Here is a 17,495-nt window from a genome sequence, read left to right as displayed (position 1 = left end):
GGGAGGAGAAGGCGGAGATGCTGGCGACGCTGAACGCCCCTGGTGTACTGAGGAATCGGGGCGGGCCGGCAGCGATGGCCAAAATGGCAACCGCGGCAATTCGGGTTCGCGAGGAAGTGATGGCGCCGATGGTGGCGACCCAGACTTCCAACAAGTCACGCTCGAGGAATGGGAACGTTACTATACCGCTCCCTACTTGGTGTCGGCCAGTTCGCCAAGCGACGTGCTCGGAGACGACATCGTCACGGTTCAGGGCGGCGAAGTGCTGACGCTCGAAACGCTGAATCTGAGCGGGTCGGCCACACTCTACCTTGACGACGAGTACGACAATTCCGCCGTTGTGCAGGCTTACGCACTCACGGAACTGGGTGGCAATCAATACAGCTGGACCGTGCCGGCAGGATTGGACGCGTCGCGTTTTACCTTGCTCATCAGTCGCAACGACGATGGGGAACTTTCCAACACATATCGCGTCGAGGTCCTTTCAGACATCGAGGAATTGACCTTCGGTACAATCTGCGTCCCTCAGCTGGAAGATCCCACGACCTCCGCTCTGGAACTGGTGACTTGCAGCGCAGGCAACACGGCTGGTGTCACTTACCTGACCGAAGACGCTTTTGAAGCGCGCCTCGGCGGCTGGGCGCATATCATCGGCACGGGGTTGCGAGCCGACTCCGACGTTATCTACGACGGTGAATCACTGGGACTGCCTGTGGCCGGAACACTGGACGACGGCCGCGACATTCTGAGCTTTCAGATTCCGATTCAGTCGGTGCACGACACGTTCTTCGCCGGCGACGAAGGGGACGTCGAGCATTCGGTATTTCTCGATCAGATCGCGCCACTGCAATCCTCAGAGGAAATGGGATTCACGCTGCTGAAGAATTACCGGATGACGTTTGCGCCCAGCGTGAATGGCTTCGAGTTTTCCAATGCCGCCATGACGCCGGTGGCCAAGGCCGACGCTAACGCGAGGATTTGGCAGTCCTTCCGCGAGGTCTACGGCAAAGCGGAAGTCGACGCGGAATTGCTCTGCGCCGGCATCAAACTCACGGCCGGTGTCATTGCGAGTGGCCCCGTGGGGATTCTGGCGGCCATTGTGGACTCGGCCGACTTGTGGGGTTCGTTCCTGATCTTCCCCACGTTCTGGGATCCCACCACCGCGTCGGCCATGTGTACCGGCATGTCGACCCACGCGTTGAACGACTATTTCAATGGTGTCAACAGTCAGATCGGCGTGACGACGACGGATGTGGATCATTCCATCATGCTGGCACAGAGTCGTATCCTTAGTGAGGAGCTGCTCAGCTCTTTCTTGGGGCAAATGGCCACGCCCGCTACGAGCACGCGGGATACCGTCGAAGAATTGGTGACCTTCCTACGCGACGGGAGCGCCGACCCCTCTGCGGAAGCGCCGATGTTCGTCTTTCTGCCAGAGTTGAACAGCCTCGGCTCGTTGGCGAACGCGCATACCGTCGTGCCATATCAAGTGGTCTACGAGGATCCATCCGATCTGCTGCCTAGTCGCGTCTACTTGTACGACAACAATGCGCCCGCCAGTGGACTCTGGTCCGCGGCCGATCCCAGCATTGTCGATCGCGTGTTTCTTGAAATCGAGGAATCCAACGGCGACGTGGAGTTCACGTACGACATGTTGGACGGCTCGTTCAGTAGTCCCTACGACCACAACACTGACGCCGACTGGGTATTGGCCCACGAGACGCCGGACAGCGGCCTGGGCGAGGCCAGCCTGCCACTCGGGTTTCTGGATTTGATTCTGCCGGGATAAGGGTCACGCGAGTGGCTTGGGCGTTGAAAACCTGCATAGACAATCACGGAGCGCGGAGTACATCTAATCCCGAAAGCCCGTGGCCGCCTTAGTTTGCGAAACCCAGCCGAGAGTGAGTGAAAGTCATAGGGAGTCGCAGCCCAATTAGGGATTCCTTTTACCGATTCGTAGGGGGTGAATCTTGACCGCCAAGGGGTGAAACTTGAAGCTGCTTTTTAATCGATATATACCCTGAACGGAGGGGCAAGATTCCCCAAGATTCACCCAAGATTCACCCCCTTAGGGTGAAACTTGAAATGAATGAAAAGTGCTTAAATATAGAGAGAAAGAGACTCTCTCTTCTCAAGTTTCACCCTTTCACCCCTACCCCCTCGCGCGCTGGCTTTTTTGGCTTTTCTGAGCGTGCGCGCGAGGGAGGGGGTGAAAGGGTGAAACATGAAAACAATAGGCACGAAACCCAGCGACTTCTCGAGGAACTTCGCACGGATGTGGCTGAACAGTTCGTCGGCCCGACGGCAATATTGCCCGCGAACGCATTGGCGATTATCGCACGTTGAGTCTACCGCGAGCGCGCGTGCCGTGGGCGAACTCGCCAACAACCGGTTCGCTCGCCATCCCGCGCCAAGCCACCTCCCACATCAATTGATCTAACGCGGTCGGAGCGACGGTCGCCGACTCTTTGTAGTCGCTGTGTGTTCGACCGATAGCTCGGTCGAGTACACTGCTTCCTGTTGGCGCAGAGCAGGTGAACCTGTTCGTGATTCCCGAACTCCCGAAGTTGTTACGGACTGCGTTGAGGTCTTCCAAATCGACGGTTCCATCGCCATTCGCATCCCCGGCAATCACCGAGCTGCCGAAGAAGTTGCGAACGTTGTTCAGATCGCTGACATCAACGCGCTCGTCACCGTTCGTATCACCCGCCACGCGGGAGTAGCCGCGCGCCGGAGTGAAGACATTTGCGCCCAACTCCCCTAAAACGGACCATGTTGTGGCCGCGAGTCCGACCCGCTCCGGAATGCATTGAAAGGGTGTGGTCAGGCACTGATCGACCGCCGCATAAGGCAGATTAATGTCATGCTCGCCATCGAGGGTGCTAGCAACGAGGCCGCGTTCGTCGTGAAAAGGCGCGAGCGTCTGAGCCCGTCGGATCTCCGCCAGATAGTTTACCACTTGTTCGGCGAAGAGTGTTTCCCCATACAGTGAATCGACGAATTGCATGGTCGCGACCGCCTGCGCAGTGAATTCCCAGGCGACGCCAGGAGGGCCGGGATGCTGTCGGAACCTGTCCGGCACCGGTTCCCGCACCAAGCTGAAACCGTCAAAGTGCATTCCGTTCGCTTGGGCAGCTGCTTGAAAACTCCCGAGCATGTATTGCAGCGGCTGACGCCAATCGACTTCGGCGAAGTAACGTGGAGAACCGGCCAGCGCCAACAATGAGAACGAATTCGAATCCAGGAAATCGAACACGTTAACAACATCATTTCCCACGCGCGGCCCCGTCGGATCGATCCCTGGGCCGACAGGAGTGCCCGCCCGAACGGTGCCGGCGTTGAATCGGTGACTCGCACCTTCGTACATGCGCATCACAAAATCGCCGGCATGGTTAGCGCGGGCGCGCCAGAGTGAGGCCGCCGCAGCATTTCCGAGGTCAGACTCCATCGCGGCGATGAGCGAAAACGCTGCGAAGATATCGGCGTTGTTCTCCGTGGACTTGCTGCGGACGAGTGACCGTGCCCCCCCTCCTCGTATCCAAGAAAGTAGCCGCCGAAACCGGGCTTGAGCGGATCATCCGGCGCAGCAGGTGGTGGCGGACAATCCCTATCCGGACTCGAATCCCAAGGCCAAGTACTTCATATGGTGAGGGGCAGGATGAACAACGATGCATCAAGGGAATTGCCGCTCTGTCCGGAACGCTTGCAAGGCGCGGCTCGGGAAGCCTGGGAACGGTTCTCCCAGGAGCTAGCCGACTGCGGCGTCGGGACGCAACTCGATTCCGCAGCGCTCGAACTTCTTTGTGAGTCGTATGCGGCCCATGTCGAAGCGGCCGCGCAGGTTTTGAAACTCGGCGCGGTCTGGGTCGAACGCCAGGAACCAGGGGAACTTCCCAAATTCACGCACTCTCCGTATTGGGTGATCCAGAAGAACGAACACAAGAAGCTGGTGGCACTGTTGACGGAGTTTGGAATGACGCCGTCGAGTCGTTCGCGTGTGCAAGCTGCACCGAAGTCTGACGCACTCGATGAGTTCTTGACTAAGTACACCGGATAGGCCCTTCGTCTCGAGGGGCAATTACTCCGTTGTCCACCAAGCCTAACCGGTCGGTCGAGCGTGTCCACCGACGTCCACAGATGGTCGAATCCGTAATGATTCGACCGGATGCGGCGCCACATCGCCTTGATTCTGGACGCAAGTAAACCTATTTGTCGAGGGCTTGATAATCATTTTCCTGGCCTTCTGTGACCGCGTGATTCGCCAAAACCGCATTTCTTATAGATGCTTCCAATGTTCGGACTAGTTTTTCGGCATTTCATTCGCCATGGCGCTATCCTGTAGGGATTTGCTGCCAAGTTAGTGCCGACGCTTCCGGGATTCGATCCTGTAGGCTGGTGACCGTTCTCTTCGCCTCAGATTAGCGTGCTTTTGCACTCCAATCTCCTTGAACGAAGGCGCGATACTTGCATTAAGGGGAATTCGGAGCAAACAATGCATGTCGGCGTGCACTATTGAATTGTGAAGGAGCCGGCCTTGCAGATCCGCTGCCCTCACTGCCATCATCCGATTGAGATGGTCGACGAACGACTTTTTGACGCGTTGACTTGCCCTTCTTGTGGCAGCAACATCACTCTGGTGAGTCGGGACACGACGTTAGCGCACGAACTCGCATCAGACGGCAGCACCGTGCGGTTCGAGCCACGGCGGCTTGGGCACTTCGAGTTGCTGGAACGCATCGGCATGGGCGGCTTCGGGGCGGTGTGGAAAGCTCGCGACACGGTGCTCGATAGGATCGTCGCCGTGAAGGTGCCCCGCCGCAGTCAACTCACGAACGCGGAAGCCGAGTATTTCTTGCGCGACGCTCGGGCTGCGGCACAGTTACAGCATCCCAACATTGTCAGCGTCTACGAGGTGGGACGCGATGGTGATACGTTCTTCATCGCAAGCGAATTCATCGAAGGCGCGAATCTGCAAGAATGGCTCAAGACGCGCCGGCTGACGGTTCGCGAGGCCGCTTCGCTACTCGCCCAGATTGCCGACGGAGTTCATCACGCCCACGAGCGCAGCGTCGTGCATCGTGACCTGAAGCCCGGCAACATTCTGATGGACAAGGCCAGTCAGCCTCATGTGACTGACTTTGGCCTGGCGAAGCGCGAAAGTGGCGAAATCACGATGACCGTCGATGGCCAGATTCTTGGTACGCCGGCTTATATGAGCCCTGAACAGGCTCGCGGCAAGGCGCATGAAGCGGACGCTCGGAGCGACGTTTATGCGCTAGGCGTCATTCTGTTTCAGTTACTGACTGGCGAACTACCGTTTCGTGGCGAGAAGCGGATGCTGATTTTGCAACTTCTGAACGACGAGCCGCCCAATCCGCGCAAGTTGAACAGCCGCGTTCCGAAGGACTTGGCGACGATTTGCCTAAAATGCCTTGAGAAAGAGCCCTCGAAACGCTTCGTAAGCGCGATCGAACTGGCCGAAGAACTGCGCCGCCAGATTGTCGGGGAGCCGATCCGCGCTCGACCCATCAGCTCGTTCGCCCGGATCTGGCGATGGTGCGGGCGAAATCGGCTGGCGGCGGGACTCGGGGCGGCCGCAATGGCGTTGTTCGCGACAATCGCGATCATCTCCACGGTCGCGGCGTGGCGCATCGCTCGGGCGCGTAATGACGAAGCGTACGCTCGACGCCAAGCGCAAGCGATTTCAATTCGCGAGAAAGCCCAGCGGGACCGGGCGGAAGCCGCTGAGCAAATCGCTCTTGATGAAGCGGCGCGAGCCAGTCAACAGGCCGCCGTCGCCGAACGAGTGGCAGGGGTGCTGGCGGGCATGTATCAGGGGGCCGATCCGATCGGACTTTCGGGCTATTCTCTGGGCACGTCCGCTCAAGTCGATACGAACACTAAGGCCGTCGAGCTCGTCGACGCCGGCGCGAAGCAGGTGCTCGCAGATACCGACGCATTGGAACGCGAACTTCCGAACGGCGACGGCGAGGACGTACCAGAGAAATTGGCGACTCAGGCGGCGGTTCATGCAATGCTGATGGATCGGATCGGGAACGTCTACACGAGCTACATGCGGTTCGACGACGCCGAACCACTGTTGACGAAGTCGTTGGCATTGCGCCGCCGCATATATGGCAATGATCATCTGGCCGTGGCAGAGAGCCTGCATAGCTTGTCTGTGTTTCAGTTCTTTGCAGGAGACTTCGACGCAGCCGAGCGCTGCGCCGTCGCAGCGCTCGAAATCCGCCGCGCACAATTAGGAGAGCGGCATCTCGACGTGGCGCTTAGCGAGTTTGTGCTCGCTTGGGTGGTGTGCTTTAATCAAGGCAACCGCAAAGCAGAGGCCGAGCAATTGCTACGACAGGCGATTGACACGCGCGTCGCACTGTTGAACGCCGAGCACCGCGATATCGCCTATGCACGGTTCGGTCTCGCGGTCGTGCTCATTAAGATCGGCCGAACTTTCGAAGCGACGCAAGAAATGCTTGCGGCCGCGAAGACGCTGGCGAGCACTCATGGCGACCGGCGCCTCGGCGAGGCGATTGGACTGTATGGTCGTAGCCTCTTAGCCAGATCGCGGGGTGATACGAAAGGATCGGAGGAGTCCAACCTTCAAGCGATCGTCAAAGTCGCGGAGGTGTTTGGCGAACGGCATCCCATTGTCGGCTATTTGAAGCGCGAGGCGGCCGACGACCTTGCCAGCAACGGCGAGACTCGCGCGGCGGAGCGGCTATACCGAGACTCGCTTCAAGCTGACCAGCTCGCCTTGGGCCACCGACCGTTCGTCGGCCAGTCCATGGCGGCGTTCGGAAGCTTCCTCACGAACCAAGGCCGGTTTGCCGAGGCGGAAATCGTCTTTGTCGAGGCGCTGGATATTCTGTCAACCACCCTTGGTGCCGACAGCGGCGTCGTCGCCGTAGCGCTGCACGCAGCGGCCTCCAATGATTTGTGTCGCGGCGAATACGATTCTGCGCGTCGCCGCGATTTCGAGGCCGCGACCATTCTTAAGAAGTTGCGTCCCGACGTCCGCGATGCAACGTTGCCATTTGTCTGGTATACGCAGGCGCGAGTGGGAATCATCACTGACGACGCCGCGCTCTATCGGCAATCATGCGAAGGATTGATCCAGCTCCATTCCAAGGCCAGCTCCGCCGAATTCTCCAAAGCCATCGCATTTAACTGCAGCTTGGCGCCTAACGCGTTGGACAATCTTGAAATCGCGATTCAGCTAGGTGCACGCGCCGTGGAGAAACTCCCTGAAACGCCTTGGCCGATGCAGGATCTTGGCGCAGTGTACTATCGAGCCAACCGACCGGAGGACGCGGAGCGCATGTTGAGCGCTTCCATTGATCGACAACGTCCGCAGCCGCATTTTCTCGCCCAGGTGTTTCTCGCGATGACACATCAACGCTTGAATCATCACGAAGATGCAACTCGGTGGCTGGAACAAGCGGAAGCATGGCATGCGACAAGGTTGGAGCAAAAGGCGCGAGACGATCAGGCGTCCGCTGCCGCGCGTGCCGATGTTGAGGCCGATAGCGAAACGGCCGCGCCACGCTATCGTCCACCAAATCCGTTCGTTGAGTGGGACGAAGTCGTGCTGTTTGGCCACATTCTGAGCGAGGCGCGGGCCGCCATTCCTAGCGATGCGTCGATGGTCGATTAGGAATTGCTACAACGGAATGCCGGAACCACACAAAATGTTACGGCTACAAGCCCGCCCGAAATTAACCTGTTTAAACGTCAGAACATAAACGCAGTGCAGAGTGGTTGGAACCATACTTTGAATTGCTATTTGTGATGTGGTGTGTCTGCGACCATCGATAACCACGAATTTCGCAGGCATCACTGAAGTCGGCTGCGCTGATAGCATGAATGATGCGAGACCGGAGCGGATCTCTGTTTAGAGATGCTCAGCAACTTGAAGTTCACCTGATCGGCGCATACGGCCTTACAGAAGAACGAGCACAATAAGCTTGTGAGGTTGTTGCCGGAGTTTAGGATGGCGCCGTCGAGTCGTTCAAGAGTGCAGGTGACCGGCTAACCGATGCGCTCATTGCGTTTCTACAGTGCTATTCGGCCTAACACCAATGTCCATGAGAGGCAATAAACGCCATGCCCACCAAGCCCAACAAGAAAGTAGAACGCGCCCGGCGGCGGCAGCAGGTGGCGGAATTGTATGTCCAAGGCTGGACGCAGCAGGTTATCGGAGAGCATCTGCAGATCTGCCAGACCACGGTCTGCTTTGATCTGAAGGCGCTCCGCAGGGAATGGCGTGAGTCGTCAATCCGCGATTTCGATTCCCAGCGCTATGTGGAACTTAAGAAGCTGGAACGAGTGGAACGCGAGGCGTGGGCCGCCTGGGAACGCTCGCAGAAGCCGCTGCAGTCCGCCGTCTTGAACGGCGAAGGCAGCGCGGCCCGCGCCCGCAAGACGGTCAAGAACCAGCACGGCGATCCGCGGTTTTTGGAGCAGGTGCAAAAGTGTTTGGTGCAGCGCAGGGCCTTACTCGGCCTCGATGCCCCGACCTTGCTTGCGCCGGTCACACCGTCAGGACAGCCGTTGAGCATAGTCGGCATCCAGCAACTGCGAACCGAACTGTTGGCCGATCACGGGTATCTTGAGGACCTCCGGCAACAGGCCCACGAGAACGTGCTGCCGGTGAGTTGGGCAGACGAACCAATGCCAGAACGGCAAGGCCTAATCGAGGATGCTGCCGGCTGTGCCGCGGCGCTTGAGGAAGTGCCATGACCGGCAAACCGACCTCCTCGGCGCGGGCGACTCCGCCATTAACACCGCGGCCTACCGCTGGATCGCCACAGCTGGGGCCACTACTCGGATCGAGCCTGGAAAGCGTCTCGCGATCGGCGCGGACGACTTCGAGAGCCCGACCCTGGGCACGCTGCTGATCCGCGGCGGTAGACTCACGGTCGATACGCCTGTCGCATGGCGGCTGAAGGGCAGGCTGGATTTTGTCGTAATCATGGCCGCGACGCCGACTTTGGACGGCTCGGCCGATCTAGTCGTTGACAACTCCGGCGTCATTTCCGGCGACGGGCGGATCCTCGTCGACGTGGATAACTTCGGCACGATCAGCCCCGGGGCATCCGCCGGGTTGATCGAAATCGACGGAGAATACCGGCAAGAAGGCACAGGCCGTCTTGTGGTCGAGCTGGGCGGCGCGGCGGAGGATGAATATGACCGGATCACGATCAACGGCGAGGCCATCCTCGACGGGATCCTCGACATCAACCGGATTGACGGCTTCGTGCCTGAGCTGGGCACATCGTTTCGAGTCATCGACTCCGACGGTCGCCGCGGCGCCTTCGCCACCGTGATCGGCGGTGGATTTGGGCAGGGTCGCATTTTGTTCCCACACTATTCCAACTCCGGCGTCGTGCTCGTGGCCACTTGCGCCGGCGACACCGATGGTGACGGCGATGTTGATCTGGAGGACTTGAACAATGTCCGCAACAACTTCGGCGAGCAGGGGTCGCCCATTCTCGGCGATACGAACGGTGATCACTTAGTGAATCTTGAAGATCTCAATGCCGTACGCAATAATTTCGGAGAGACAGCGCCGCAATCCCCTTGGATCGTCCCAGAGCCGGCCGCGATGGCGCTGTTTGTTGAGGCCTTCTTGCTCGTCCTCGCGCTCCGGGGGTTAGCTCGCACACCATTGAGCGCTGCGATACGTACTCAACTTCAGTTAGGAGCCTACTGCAAAAAACCGTGAATTGAGAATTCGGCGACAGATAATTCCGGCGGCGAGGGTGGAGGAAGGACAGGTGGTGTTCGAGCTTACTTTTCCGGCGGATGCGCAGTCGTCGAAACTGCTGCAGCCAAGCGAAGGAGCGTTCGATTGGCCAGCGCTTCGCGCCCAGCCCACGGCTCGATTCGCCGCGTTTGGGAATTTCCGCGCGATTGCCGAGCCATTTTAAGCTCGCGCGCAGATGTTGACAGTCGTAGGCCTTGTCGGTGACGAGTTCGACCGGTCGCGTATCATCTTGCTGTCCAAACAAACATTCGCCGAGAGTGGTTTGTCAGTTCGCACGAAGTCACACTGCCAGAGCAATACCGTGAAGAACATCCTGAAGGAGAATGGATACGATCCCGACCCCCAGCGGCAGTGCGGCTCTGAAAGACTTTGAACGACGGTACATGTACCGTCGAACGGTCAATCGAGGTCGGGCACCATGCCGAAAGCCAAATCTGTACCGGCGTACCGTCTTCACAGACCCAACAATTGTGCCGTGTTAACCATCCGCCGGCTGGCAAAACTGAAACGGAGTTAGGCATAGACTTCGACAACATTCAGTCAAGCTAAAATCGGCTCACGTGTGACCCGCCGGTATGGGGCGGCGCTGTAAAACGCTTTCCCAAGATGTCGCCTGCGGCGGACCCCGAGGACACGGAGGACAGATGGCACTGGAATTGCCAGTGAATTGCCCGCGGCGATCGGAAATGCCGCGGGCGATGGAAGAGCGGTCGACACGCCGAAATTATGGGGCCTTGTTCACGCTCGTGTTCTCACTGGTCGGACTGAATATCTTGGCGACGTCGCCCCGCGCGTGGCGACCGCCGCCGATCACTACGGCCTTTTCTTGGCGGCCTTCTTCACTTTTTTCACGGCCTTCTTCACCGCCGTTTTAACTTTCGCACGGCGATTCTTTCTTCGCATCTGTCTCGCTTCTGCACCAGGAAGTACCTCTTGAGCCAGCTCACGGATTGGCCCGGTCTTCTGCTTGCTCGATTTCTTGGAGTTCTACTTGGCTTTTGGGCCCAGTCCCACCCAACTCTCAACAGTTTCGACAACTTCCTTGATTCTGCTCTTCTTGGCCATGCATTGCCTCCTTGAATGGGGAAAGGGGCACTATATCGGTCGCCGATCGATGCGTCTACGATGCGGACGGTTTGCCAGCACCATTCCAATCGCCCGCCTCGGAAAATGGAGCAGACTCGATCCGAGGAAGTTCAGGATTTGTCGACACTTGATCGCAGAGCCCGATTCCGATGGGATGAAGGCAGGCGATTGCGCCGTGTTAACCGCCCTCCAGGCACGTTTGCACGCGAATGCAGTTGGGACATACTTTGATTGGGAGGGGGAATTGTCGACTACGGCCTGGTCCTGTCCCAGAAGGCAGTTCATGGCTTCTGACGACTAACGCAATCGGGAATCAGAGGTCAAAATCTGATTCGCCTATTGTGTCGCGGCCGGCGACGACTTTCTGCCTGTCAGCGTGCCGCCTAGCTTAACTCCAAGCAGCGCCGTGGGCACATATAAGAGAATGTCCGCGATGGCAAACCAAAGCGGGGCTGGCAGCATCATCAACATGGCCAAGCCGCCACACGTCCACAAGATTCCGAACATGGTTGCCGCCAAATACAACTCTCGCATCGCGATCAGTCCGCAAACGAATCCGCTGACGAAGCTACCGCCCGCGTTGGCGACCAATACGATGAATAATACTCCGGTTGCCAGTCCATTCGCCGCCACATGTATTCAGTCGCGAATTGCTCATTGATTGACGACGCCATTGAGATTACTGCGACGGCGGCCGCAGTCCATTGCTGTAGCTCCCGTCGTTGGACTTCAACATTGACGATCGGGAAATCGGGTTGCCCGGCGCAGCACCTAGCAAGCACTGCCGAAATGCGCTCATTCACTCAACGTCGAGCCGCCCGTGGCAGCTTAAGGCCGATTAACGAGACTCGATCCGTCGCCATCCAGGTATCGCTGAGCGGAACTTGGTTAAACAACACGTCGGTTGCGGCGGCACGAACGGTGGAGCTTGGCTCACCAGTCGCGGTTGTATTCCATCTCACAATGTGGTACTTGCCCACGTCAAAACCGGTCACGTCGAGGGTCGAACCTGTCGGAGCCGAAAATGGAGCCGCAGCAATCGTGAGTGATTGGCCAAAGTTGTTCCGCACCAGATTCAGATCGTTGAGATCGATCCGATCGTCGGCGTTCACATCGCCCAGCAGTCCCACGCCGATGGCGCCGAAGCCATTGCGGACAGTGTTCAGATCCGCCACTTCGATCGCCCCGCTACGATCCGCGTCACCGGGAAGAATGCCAATCGTGGTTGCAAACGCCCCACCCGCTTGGCCGTCGCTATCGCCGTCCAACTGCGATCTGCCGAGGTCGCGCACGGCATCGGCGAGGGTAATGCTCAACTCGTCCGTCGCCATCGGGCCAAACGTCCATGTGGCCGTAGCAATCTGCGCGTTGTACTCGAAGCCGTACCAGGAGTAGGTTTTGCCGTCGCGTCCGCGCACGACCAGGTCACTCGGGCTGATTTGCACTTCCTCGCTGAAGACGAGCTTGATCTGGTTGATGCCCGCCAGCCCGACGACCGGCGACGTACTTGTATCGGCCGCGCCCTGCTCCAGCAGATCGATGAATTCGCCCTGCCAATTGCTGTCGCCGACCAGAACTTTGACGACTTGCGGCGCCGCCAACTCGGGATGCTCCAACGACAGTGCGACATCAGGATCATCGGTCGCCGGATGGAACACGCCAATGCCGGCGTCCTCCTGGCCGAAGTACAGTGCGCCAAGTTGGGAAGCGGGATCGAGAATCGCGTGTGCTTTGACTTCGGAATCCGAGATTGAATACAACGTGTCGCCGATTCGCACGCTGCGTCGCACGTAAGAGTCGTGCTCGATGCGGCCGAGCAGCGCCACCGCTTGCTCACCGCCGGAGCTGGGATCAATTCGCCAGACCCACAATTCGGTCCGCGGCTGATAGAGATTCGATTCCTTGATTCCGTCCCCGTCCCGATCCTCCATCGACCATTCGCCGCTCGAAATTGGAATCGCCAGCACGCCATGCTCGGGGTAATAACCCACGGCGTGGTGATTATCGGTCGCCTCGCTGTAGGCCCAATCCGCTGTTTCAACGGAGTCGCGGTCGGTGATCGACGGTTGATCCAAGCTCGACACATCGAACAGCGACACCTGCAATTCTTGAACCCGGCCGGTCACGGGATCGGCGTTCCGCCCGATGCCAATCAAATGGCTATCGCCAAGCGGATGCAGGTAGTTCGAGAAGCCCGGGATTTCCAATTCGCCTGCGCGACGAGGATTTTTGGGATCGCTCAAGTCGAGCGCGAACAGGGGATCAATCCGCAGAAAAGTCACGACAAATGCGCGATCTCCCTGAAAACGCACTGCAAAGATCTGTTCGCCGGCGCCGATGTTCTCCGAACGACCGACCACGTCGAGTGATTCGTCGGTCTGCTCCAGGACAAGTACGCGGTTTTCCGTGTCCGGTCCCCAGCCGCGCGTCGTCGCGATGCGCAGGTACCCCTTGTGCTCGTCCAACGAGAATTGATTCAACAACCGCCCGGGCACTTCGCCCACAGCGCTCAAATCCACGCGCCGCTCCTCGGCGTTGAGGTCGAATTTCAGCAACAACGTCGCAGTGCCGTCGACTTGGTCGGGACGCCAGACGGGATTGGCGACGTACAGACTATCCGTCGACGCATAAATCTGGCTCGCGTAATCGGTCGGAATGCTCGTCGAGAATACCGGCCCGGTCGACGCGTCGTCGCCAGCGTCGATCACGACGACTGACATGAGATTCCACGGATTCTCGACGATGGGGCGATAGAATTCCTCGGGCTGCGTCAGCAACCCTGTGGTCACGTCACCGTCCGCATCCACGGCACTGTAGTGTGGCAATCCGAGCTCCAGCACCTGGCCGGAAATTCGCGTCAGGTAGGCATCACGCGTTTCGTAGACGCAGGTGGAATTGGGATCGATCGGCTTTCCCGCCGTCGGGTCGAACGGCGGCGTGCAGTTTAACTCCGGGGCGGGCAGGCCAAAGCCGCTGCTCGTCACCAGATACACCAGGTTGCCGATCGCTCGCGAGTCAACGTGGCTGGCGTCCAATCGCGTCTCTTGCAACAGTGTTGGCGCCGCACGGTCCGAAACGTCAAACACCGTGGCGACGAGTTCCGTGCGATAGAAGAACGGCATGGCGATATCGACGGCACCCACGAACGGCCCGCCGGAAGCCCCCCACCACGATTCGCCTCCATCCACGTACGCGTGCGACAGCACGGTGAGGCGTTCGCCCATCAAGTACTGCGCGAAGGGCTGTCCCTCGAAATGAACTCGCGATGCAACCGACATGTCCTCGGCGGGCAAGGCATCGATGATCACCAATTGCTGGCCGGAGAGCACATACAGGTAATCGCCGTCTGTTTCAACCAGGTCGCCTTCGTCGACGCCCGCCACTTGCGTGTTGGTCTCGGAATGGCCGGGCGCAACTTCGCCAGGCGTGTCGCCAAACACCCCGCCGCTTCGCCACCACCATCCATACGGCCAACCCGGCTGGCCGAACAGTCCATCGAAGCGCACCAGCGCGTCGTCGATCAGATACTGCTCAAGCTCGGCGGTCGAGGAGAACTTCTCCAGTTCGACCGGCGGCGGCGGAACGGCTGTCCCATTGGAATCACCGTCCAACATCCAACGGGATTCAAGCGGTTCGACGGACAGTCTCCGAGCCGGTCGACGTGAATTCGCCTTGAGAAAGGTCTTCATCCGATCGCCCTCCACCAAGAAAGGCTGGGGAACAGAAATCCTGACGCGTATATGAGTGACTACTCATTCAGTGCGGACAAGCTTCGGCGCAGTTTAATGTCCGGAGCCACTGGTAGTCCATGACCCGATAGAGTAATGAACGCCAGTACACGGTGTGAACGAAATGCAGTGCTGCGTGATTCGCGGGAATCGAAGGCGAAAAACTCGGTGTTGCCAGGAGTCACGATTTCCGCGGATGGGACGCATTCAACCCATGTTAAAAACATTGCGGCCCGTCCTTCTAAGTACCCCCGCAGAAAGTTCTAAGCGGCGATTCTGCGGGCAGTGGCTTGGATTTCTTGGTAGAGGTCGTCGTGGTCGAACATGAAGCCCATGCGGTCTCGGTTTCCGGTAAGGCGTCGGACGCCGGTGCGGAAGGCGGTGACGAGGTCATCGAGATCGGCGTAGAGCACGTTGGCGAGGATGGTGCGTTTCAGGTGTCCCCACAAGCGTTCAATCAGGTTCAGGCTGGGACAGTAGGGCGGTAACCAGAAGATTTCGATCTGATCGCGATGCTCGGCCAGCCACGCTTGTACGGCCTGCGTGGTGTGAAAGCGGCCGTTGTCGCAGACCAGGCGAAGCTTCTGGCCGGCATACGTCTTCACCATCAAGATCAAGAAGGCGAGGAACTCCGCGCCGCACTTGGTGTCGGCCACCGTGTAGGTCAACTTGCCTGTGCGATAGTCCACTCCGCCATACACGACTTTCTTTTGATTGCGGCCCGGCGCCGGCACTTCCGGCTGTTGACCGATCGGCGCCCATTGCCGCGCGAGCGCCGGGTGCAAGTGAATCTCCACTTCATCCTGAAAGATCAACACCTCGTCAGCATCCGGTTCGAGGGCCTTTTTTTGAGCGTTTTCAGCGCGCGGCGAGCGCGCTCGTAAGCGACTTCGTTGCGCTGGCCTTTCAGCGTGTGCTTGGGCCGTTGGTGCGAGAAGCCTTCGGCGCGGAGCACGCGGCCGAGTTGGTCGTCCGACAGCGAAACGCCGGTCTTGCGCTTCAGATGCGCGGCCAGCCGCGCCAACGACCAGACGCTGAAACCGTAGCCCAACGACTGCGGCGGCGTCTGCACGACTGCGCGCAGCGCTTCGCGATACTCCGCCGTGGCGCGCGACGCTCTGCCTGGCGACTTCTTGGGCAACAGTCCCTTGAGGCCGTGGTGGCGGTAGTTCCGCCGCACGTTGTCGACAGTGCTCACCGAGCACCCCAGTTCGTAGGCAATCGCCGGCTTGGAGTTGCCCGCGGAGGTCAACAAAATGATCGTGGCATTGCGAAACACCTTCGCCTCCCGCGTCGAAAACCGCAACGCGTCCAACGCATCCCATTGCTTGCTCGAAACCTTTAAAGCGACCATGACGACCTCCGTGCCCAGGAATCCTTCCCAGACGCGAAGGCTAACCCAAATCGCCAAACCACTTAACTTCAATTGCGGGGGTACTTAGAACGCGACTCCATCATCTTGCGGGATTTCATTGAAGACCTCGAGGAAGGCCTATTGACCGGTAAAGTTGCAGCCAACCGCCGCGTGATGTGGTTTGAAATCCTTGAGCGGAGATTGCAATTGCGCGACGTTGCTGGGCCATGTTGAGAGTACTTCAGAGACATTTCGGCACCGTCCGCAGGCCGAGCCGCCATGAGCTGTTGCGGATCGGCGGACTGGGATGTGCCGGCCTGTCGCTAGCCTATTAACATTGCGTCCGCCTTCCGCGCGGACTGCTTCTCGGAATAAATTCGTCAATCGGGGCTATCATGGTTCTTGGCTTTCCGGTTTCCGATGTGCCCAAAGCGTATTTACGATGCTGCCCGGGAATCAATCACCACGAGTTGAATTCCGCAATCCTACGTCCGCGGTCGTGTGCTCCCGAAATTGCCGTAGCGAGGATGTTCGTTACTTCATCGATTTTATCCCGTCTCGGGCGGCCTTCCGTCTCGTCGTTTAGTTGCCTAGATTTTGTTAACGAGCCCGCGCCCGGACGGGGGCGCGGGCTCGTATGAGTCGTTGCCGATTTCCGCTCGACGTGGATCTCAAGTTACAGCGCCGACGACGCTTTCGACGAATTTGCCCACGGCGTTGCCGACGGTCCAGCCGACCGCACCACCCGTATCGCCGCCCACCGCGTTGCCAATGACGATGCCGAGACCGCCGAGCGTGAAGGCAATTTTGCCACCTCCTTTAACGGAGGAAAGCTCCGCGGGCGGAACATCCTGAAAACCGGTGAATGCCAGAGAAATCGTTGACTTCATGGTGAATCTCCCTTGATAGGATTGCCTCTCCTCTAGAAAGGGACCTTCCAACGCCGGAGAGGAATCGCCTTCGAACGAAAGTGACCTGATATCAGGACGATTGCGATATTTCACCGCCGGTGAGTGCGCGGATCGCTGTGCTCTTTGCGATCTGGGATGGGCTACGGCTCCGCTGCGCCGTCGCCTGCATCCACCCCGGATCGAGCAGCACCAAGGTCTTAGCTCCCGTCACCTCCGCTATGGGTAGTACTGGAATTTGAGTTTGGACAACCTAGAACGCCCCTGGCGCCAAGAAATGCCCACTTGCCGCCAAGTGGACCGCGCCGTTTTCCTAACTCCAGTAGCAATGGAAATCCTGGCGGTATCGTCATAGAATCAGTGCTAGCGTAGCGGAGGCAAGTCATCCAATGGGAGGAACGTGGCATGTCCCGCTGGTTTCGTGCACTGCAAGCGCTCGCCGCGGTCGCCGGATTGTGTTCGCCGGCGCTGGCTGTCGATGGCCCTGTTTTTTCGCAGCGGCCGATGATCGACTCGGGCACGGTTGGCTCTCCCGCCGCGGGACATCTGACCGGGAGCGCCGCCGAGCAGCTCGCCATCCCAAGCCGGAACGCCGCGTGGTCGGGGAACGGCGTCTCCGACGACTTTCAGTTGACGGC

The 17,495-nt window shown here is 58.9% G+C and carries 11 protein-coding genes and 1 pseudogene; 6 read left to right on the top strand and 6 right to left on the bottom strand.

Annotated elements, in window-relative coordinates:
• On the top strand, positions 1 to 1,789 hold a 1,789-nt coding region (locus SGJ19_09310; protein ID MDZ4780435.1), incomplete at its 5' end, for a hypothetical protein.
• Positions 1,790 to 2,332: 543 nt separating this feature from the next.
• Here SGJ19_09310 and SGJ19_09305 read toward each other — a convergent pair.
• A complete protein-coding gene (locus tag SGJ19_09305) occupies positions 2,333 to 3,448 on the bottom strand; it encodes a hypothetical protein (GenBank protein MDZ4780434.1) in 1,116 nt (371 codons plus the stop codon).
• A gap of 210 nt (positions 3,449 to 3,658) precedes the next feature.
• Here SGJ19_09305 and SGJ19_09300 point away from each other — a divergent pair, with 210 nt between their 5' ends.
• The 4 genes from SGJ19_09300 (at position 3,659) to SGJ19_09285 (ending at position 9,739) form a co-directional block, all read left to right on the top strand.
• Positions 3,659 to 4,057: a phage terminase small subunit P27 family gene (locus tag SGJ19_09300; GenBank protein MDZ4780433.1), complete on the top strand. Its 399-nt coding sequence runs from the start codon at positions 3,659 to 3,661 to the stop codon at positions 4,055 to 4,057.
• Positions 4,058 to 4,534: 477 nt separating this feature from the next.
• Positions 4,535 to 7,669 (top strand): serine/threonine-protein kinase, encoded by a 3,135-nt coding sequence (locus SGJ19_09295; protein ID MDZ4780432.1) that lies wholly within the window; start codon positions 4,535 to 4,537, stop codon positions 7,667 to 7,669.
• A 449-nt stretch (positions 7,670 to 8,118) separates the two neighbouring features.
• The gene (locus SGJ19_09290; protein MDZ4780431.1) at positions 8,119 to 8,754 is read left to right on the top strand and encodes a helix-turn-helix domain-containing protein; all 636 of its coding nucleotides are present in this window, start codon (positions 8,119 to 8,121) and stop codon (positions 8,752 to 8,754) included.
• Positions 8,726 to 9,739 (top strand): hypothetical protein, encoded by a 1,014-nt coding sequence (locus SGJ19_09285; protein ID MDZ4780430.1) that lies wholly within the window; start codon positions 8,726 to 8,728, stop codon positions 9,737 to 9,739. The genes SGJ19_09290 and SGJ19_09285 overlap by 29 nt, the downstream gene beginning before the upstream one ends.
• A gap of 1,464 nt (positions 9,740 to 11,203) precedes the next feature.
• Here SGJ19_09285 and SGJ19_09280 read toward each other — a convergent pair.
• From SGJ19_09280 to SGJ19_09260, 5 genes and pseudogenes are all read right to left on the bottom strand, one after another.
• Positions 11,204 to 11,401: a hypothetical protein gene (locus tag SGJ19_09280; GenBank protein MDZ4780429.1), complete on the bottom strand. Its 198-nt coding sequence runs from the start codon at positions 11,399 to 11,401 to the stop codon at positions 11,204 to 11,206.
• Positions 11,402 to 11,670: 269 nt separating this feature from the next.
• Positions 11,671 to 14,556 carry a beta-propeller domain-containing protein gene (locus SGJ19_09275; protein ID MDZ4780428.1) on the bottom strand — a complete coding sequence of 962 codons (2,886 nt, stop codon included), beginning with the start codon at positions 14,554 to 14,556 and terminating at the stop codon, positions 11,671 to 11,673.
• A gap of 302 nt (positions 14,557 to 14,858) precedes the next feature.
• Positions 14,859 to 15,428 (bottom strand): annotated as a pseudogene (locus SGJ19_09270) (IS630 family transposase).
• On the bottom strand, positions 15,407 to 15,949 hold the full coding sequence (locus SGJ19_09265) for an IS630 family transposase (GenBank protein MDZ4780427.1): 543 nt from the start codon (positions 15,947 to 15,949) through the stop codon (positions 15,407 to 15,409). The pseudogene SGJ19_09270 and the gene SGJ19_09265 overlap by 22 nt, the downstream one beginning before the upstream one ends.
• A gap of 671 nt (positions 15,950 to 16,620) precedes the next feature.
• Positions 16,621 to 16,839, bottom strand: a complete 219-nt coding sequence (locus SGJ19_09260) for a hypothetical protein (GenBank protein ID MDZ4780426.1) — start codon at positions 16,837 to 16,839, stop codon at positions 16,621 to 16,623.
• A 423-nt stretch (positions 16,840 to 17,262) separates the two neighbouring features.
• On the opposite strand from SGJ19_09260, the gene SGJ19_09255 reads away from it, so the two are divergent.
• The coding region (locus SGJ19_09255) for a hypothetical protein (GenBank protein ID MDZ4780425.1) at positions 17,263 to 17,495 on the top strand (233 nt) is incomplete at its 3' end.

The sequence above is a fragment of the Planctomycetia bacterium genome (assembly GCA_034440135.1).
GTDB lineage: Bacteria > Planctomycetota > Planctomycetia > Pirellulales > JALHLM01 > JALHLM01.
This window is presented reverse-complemented; position numbering and strand designations above follow the sequence as displayed.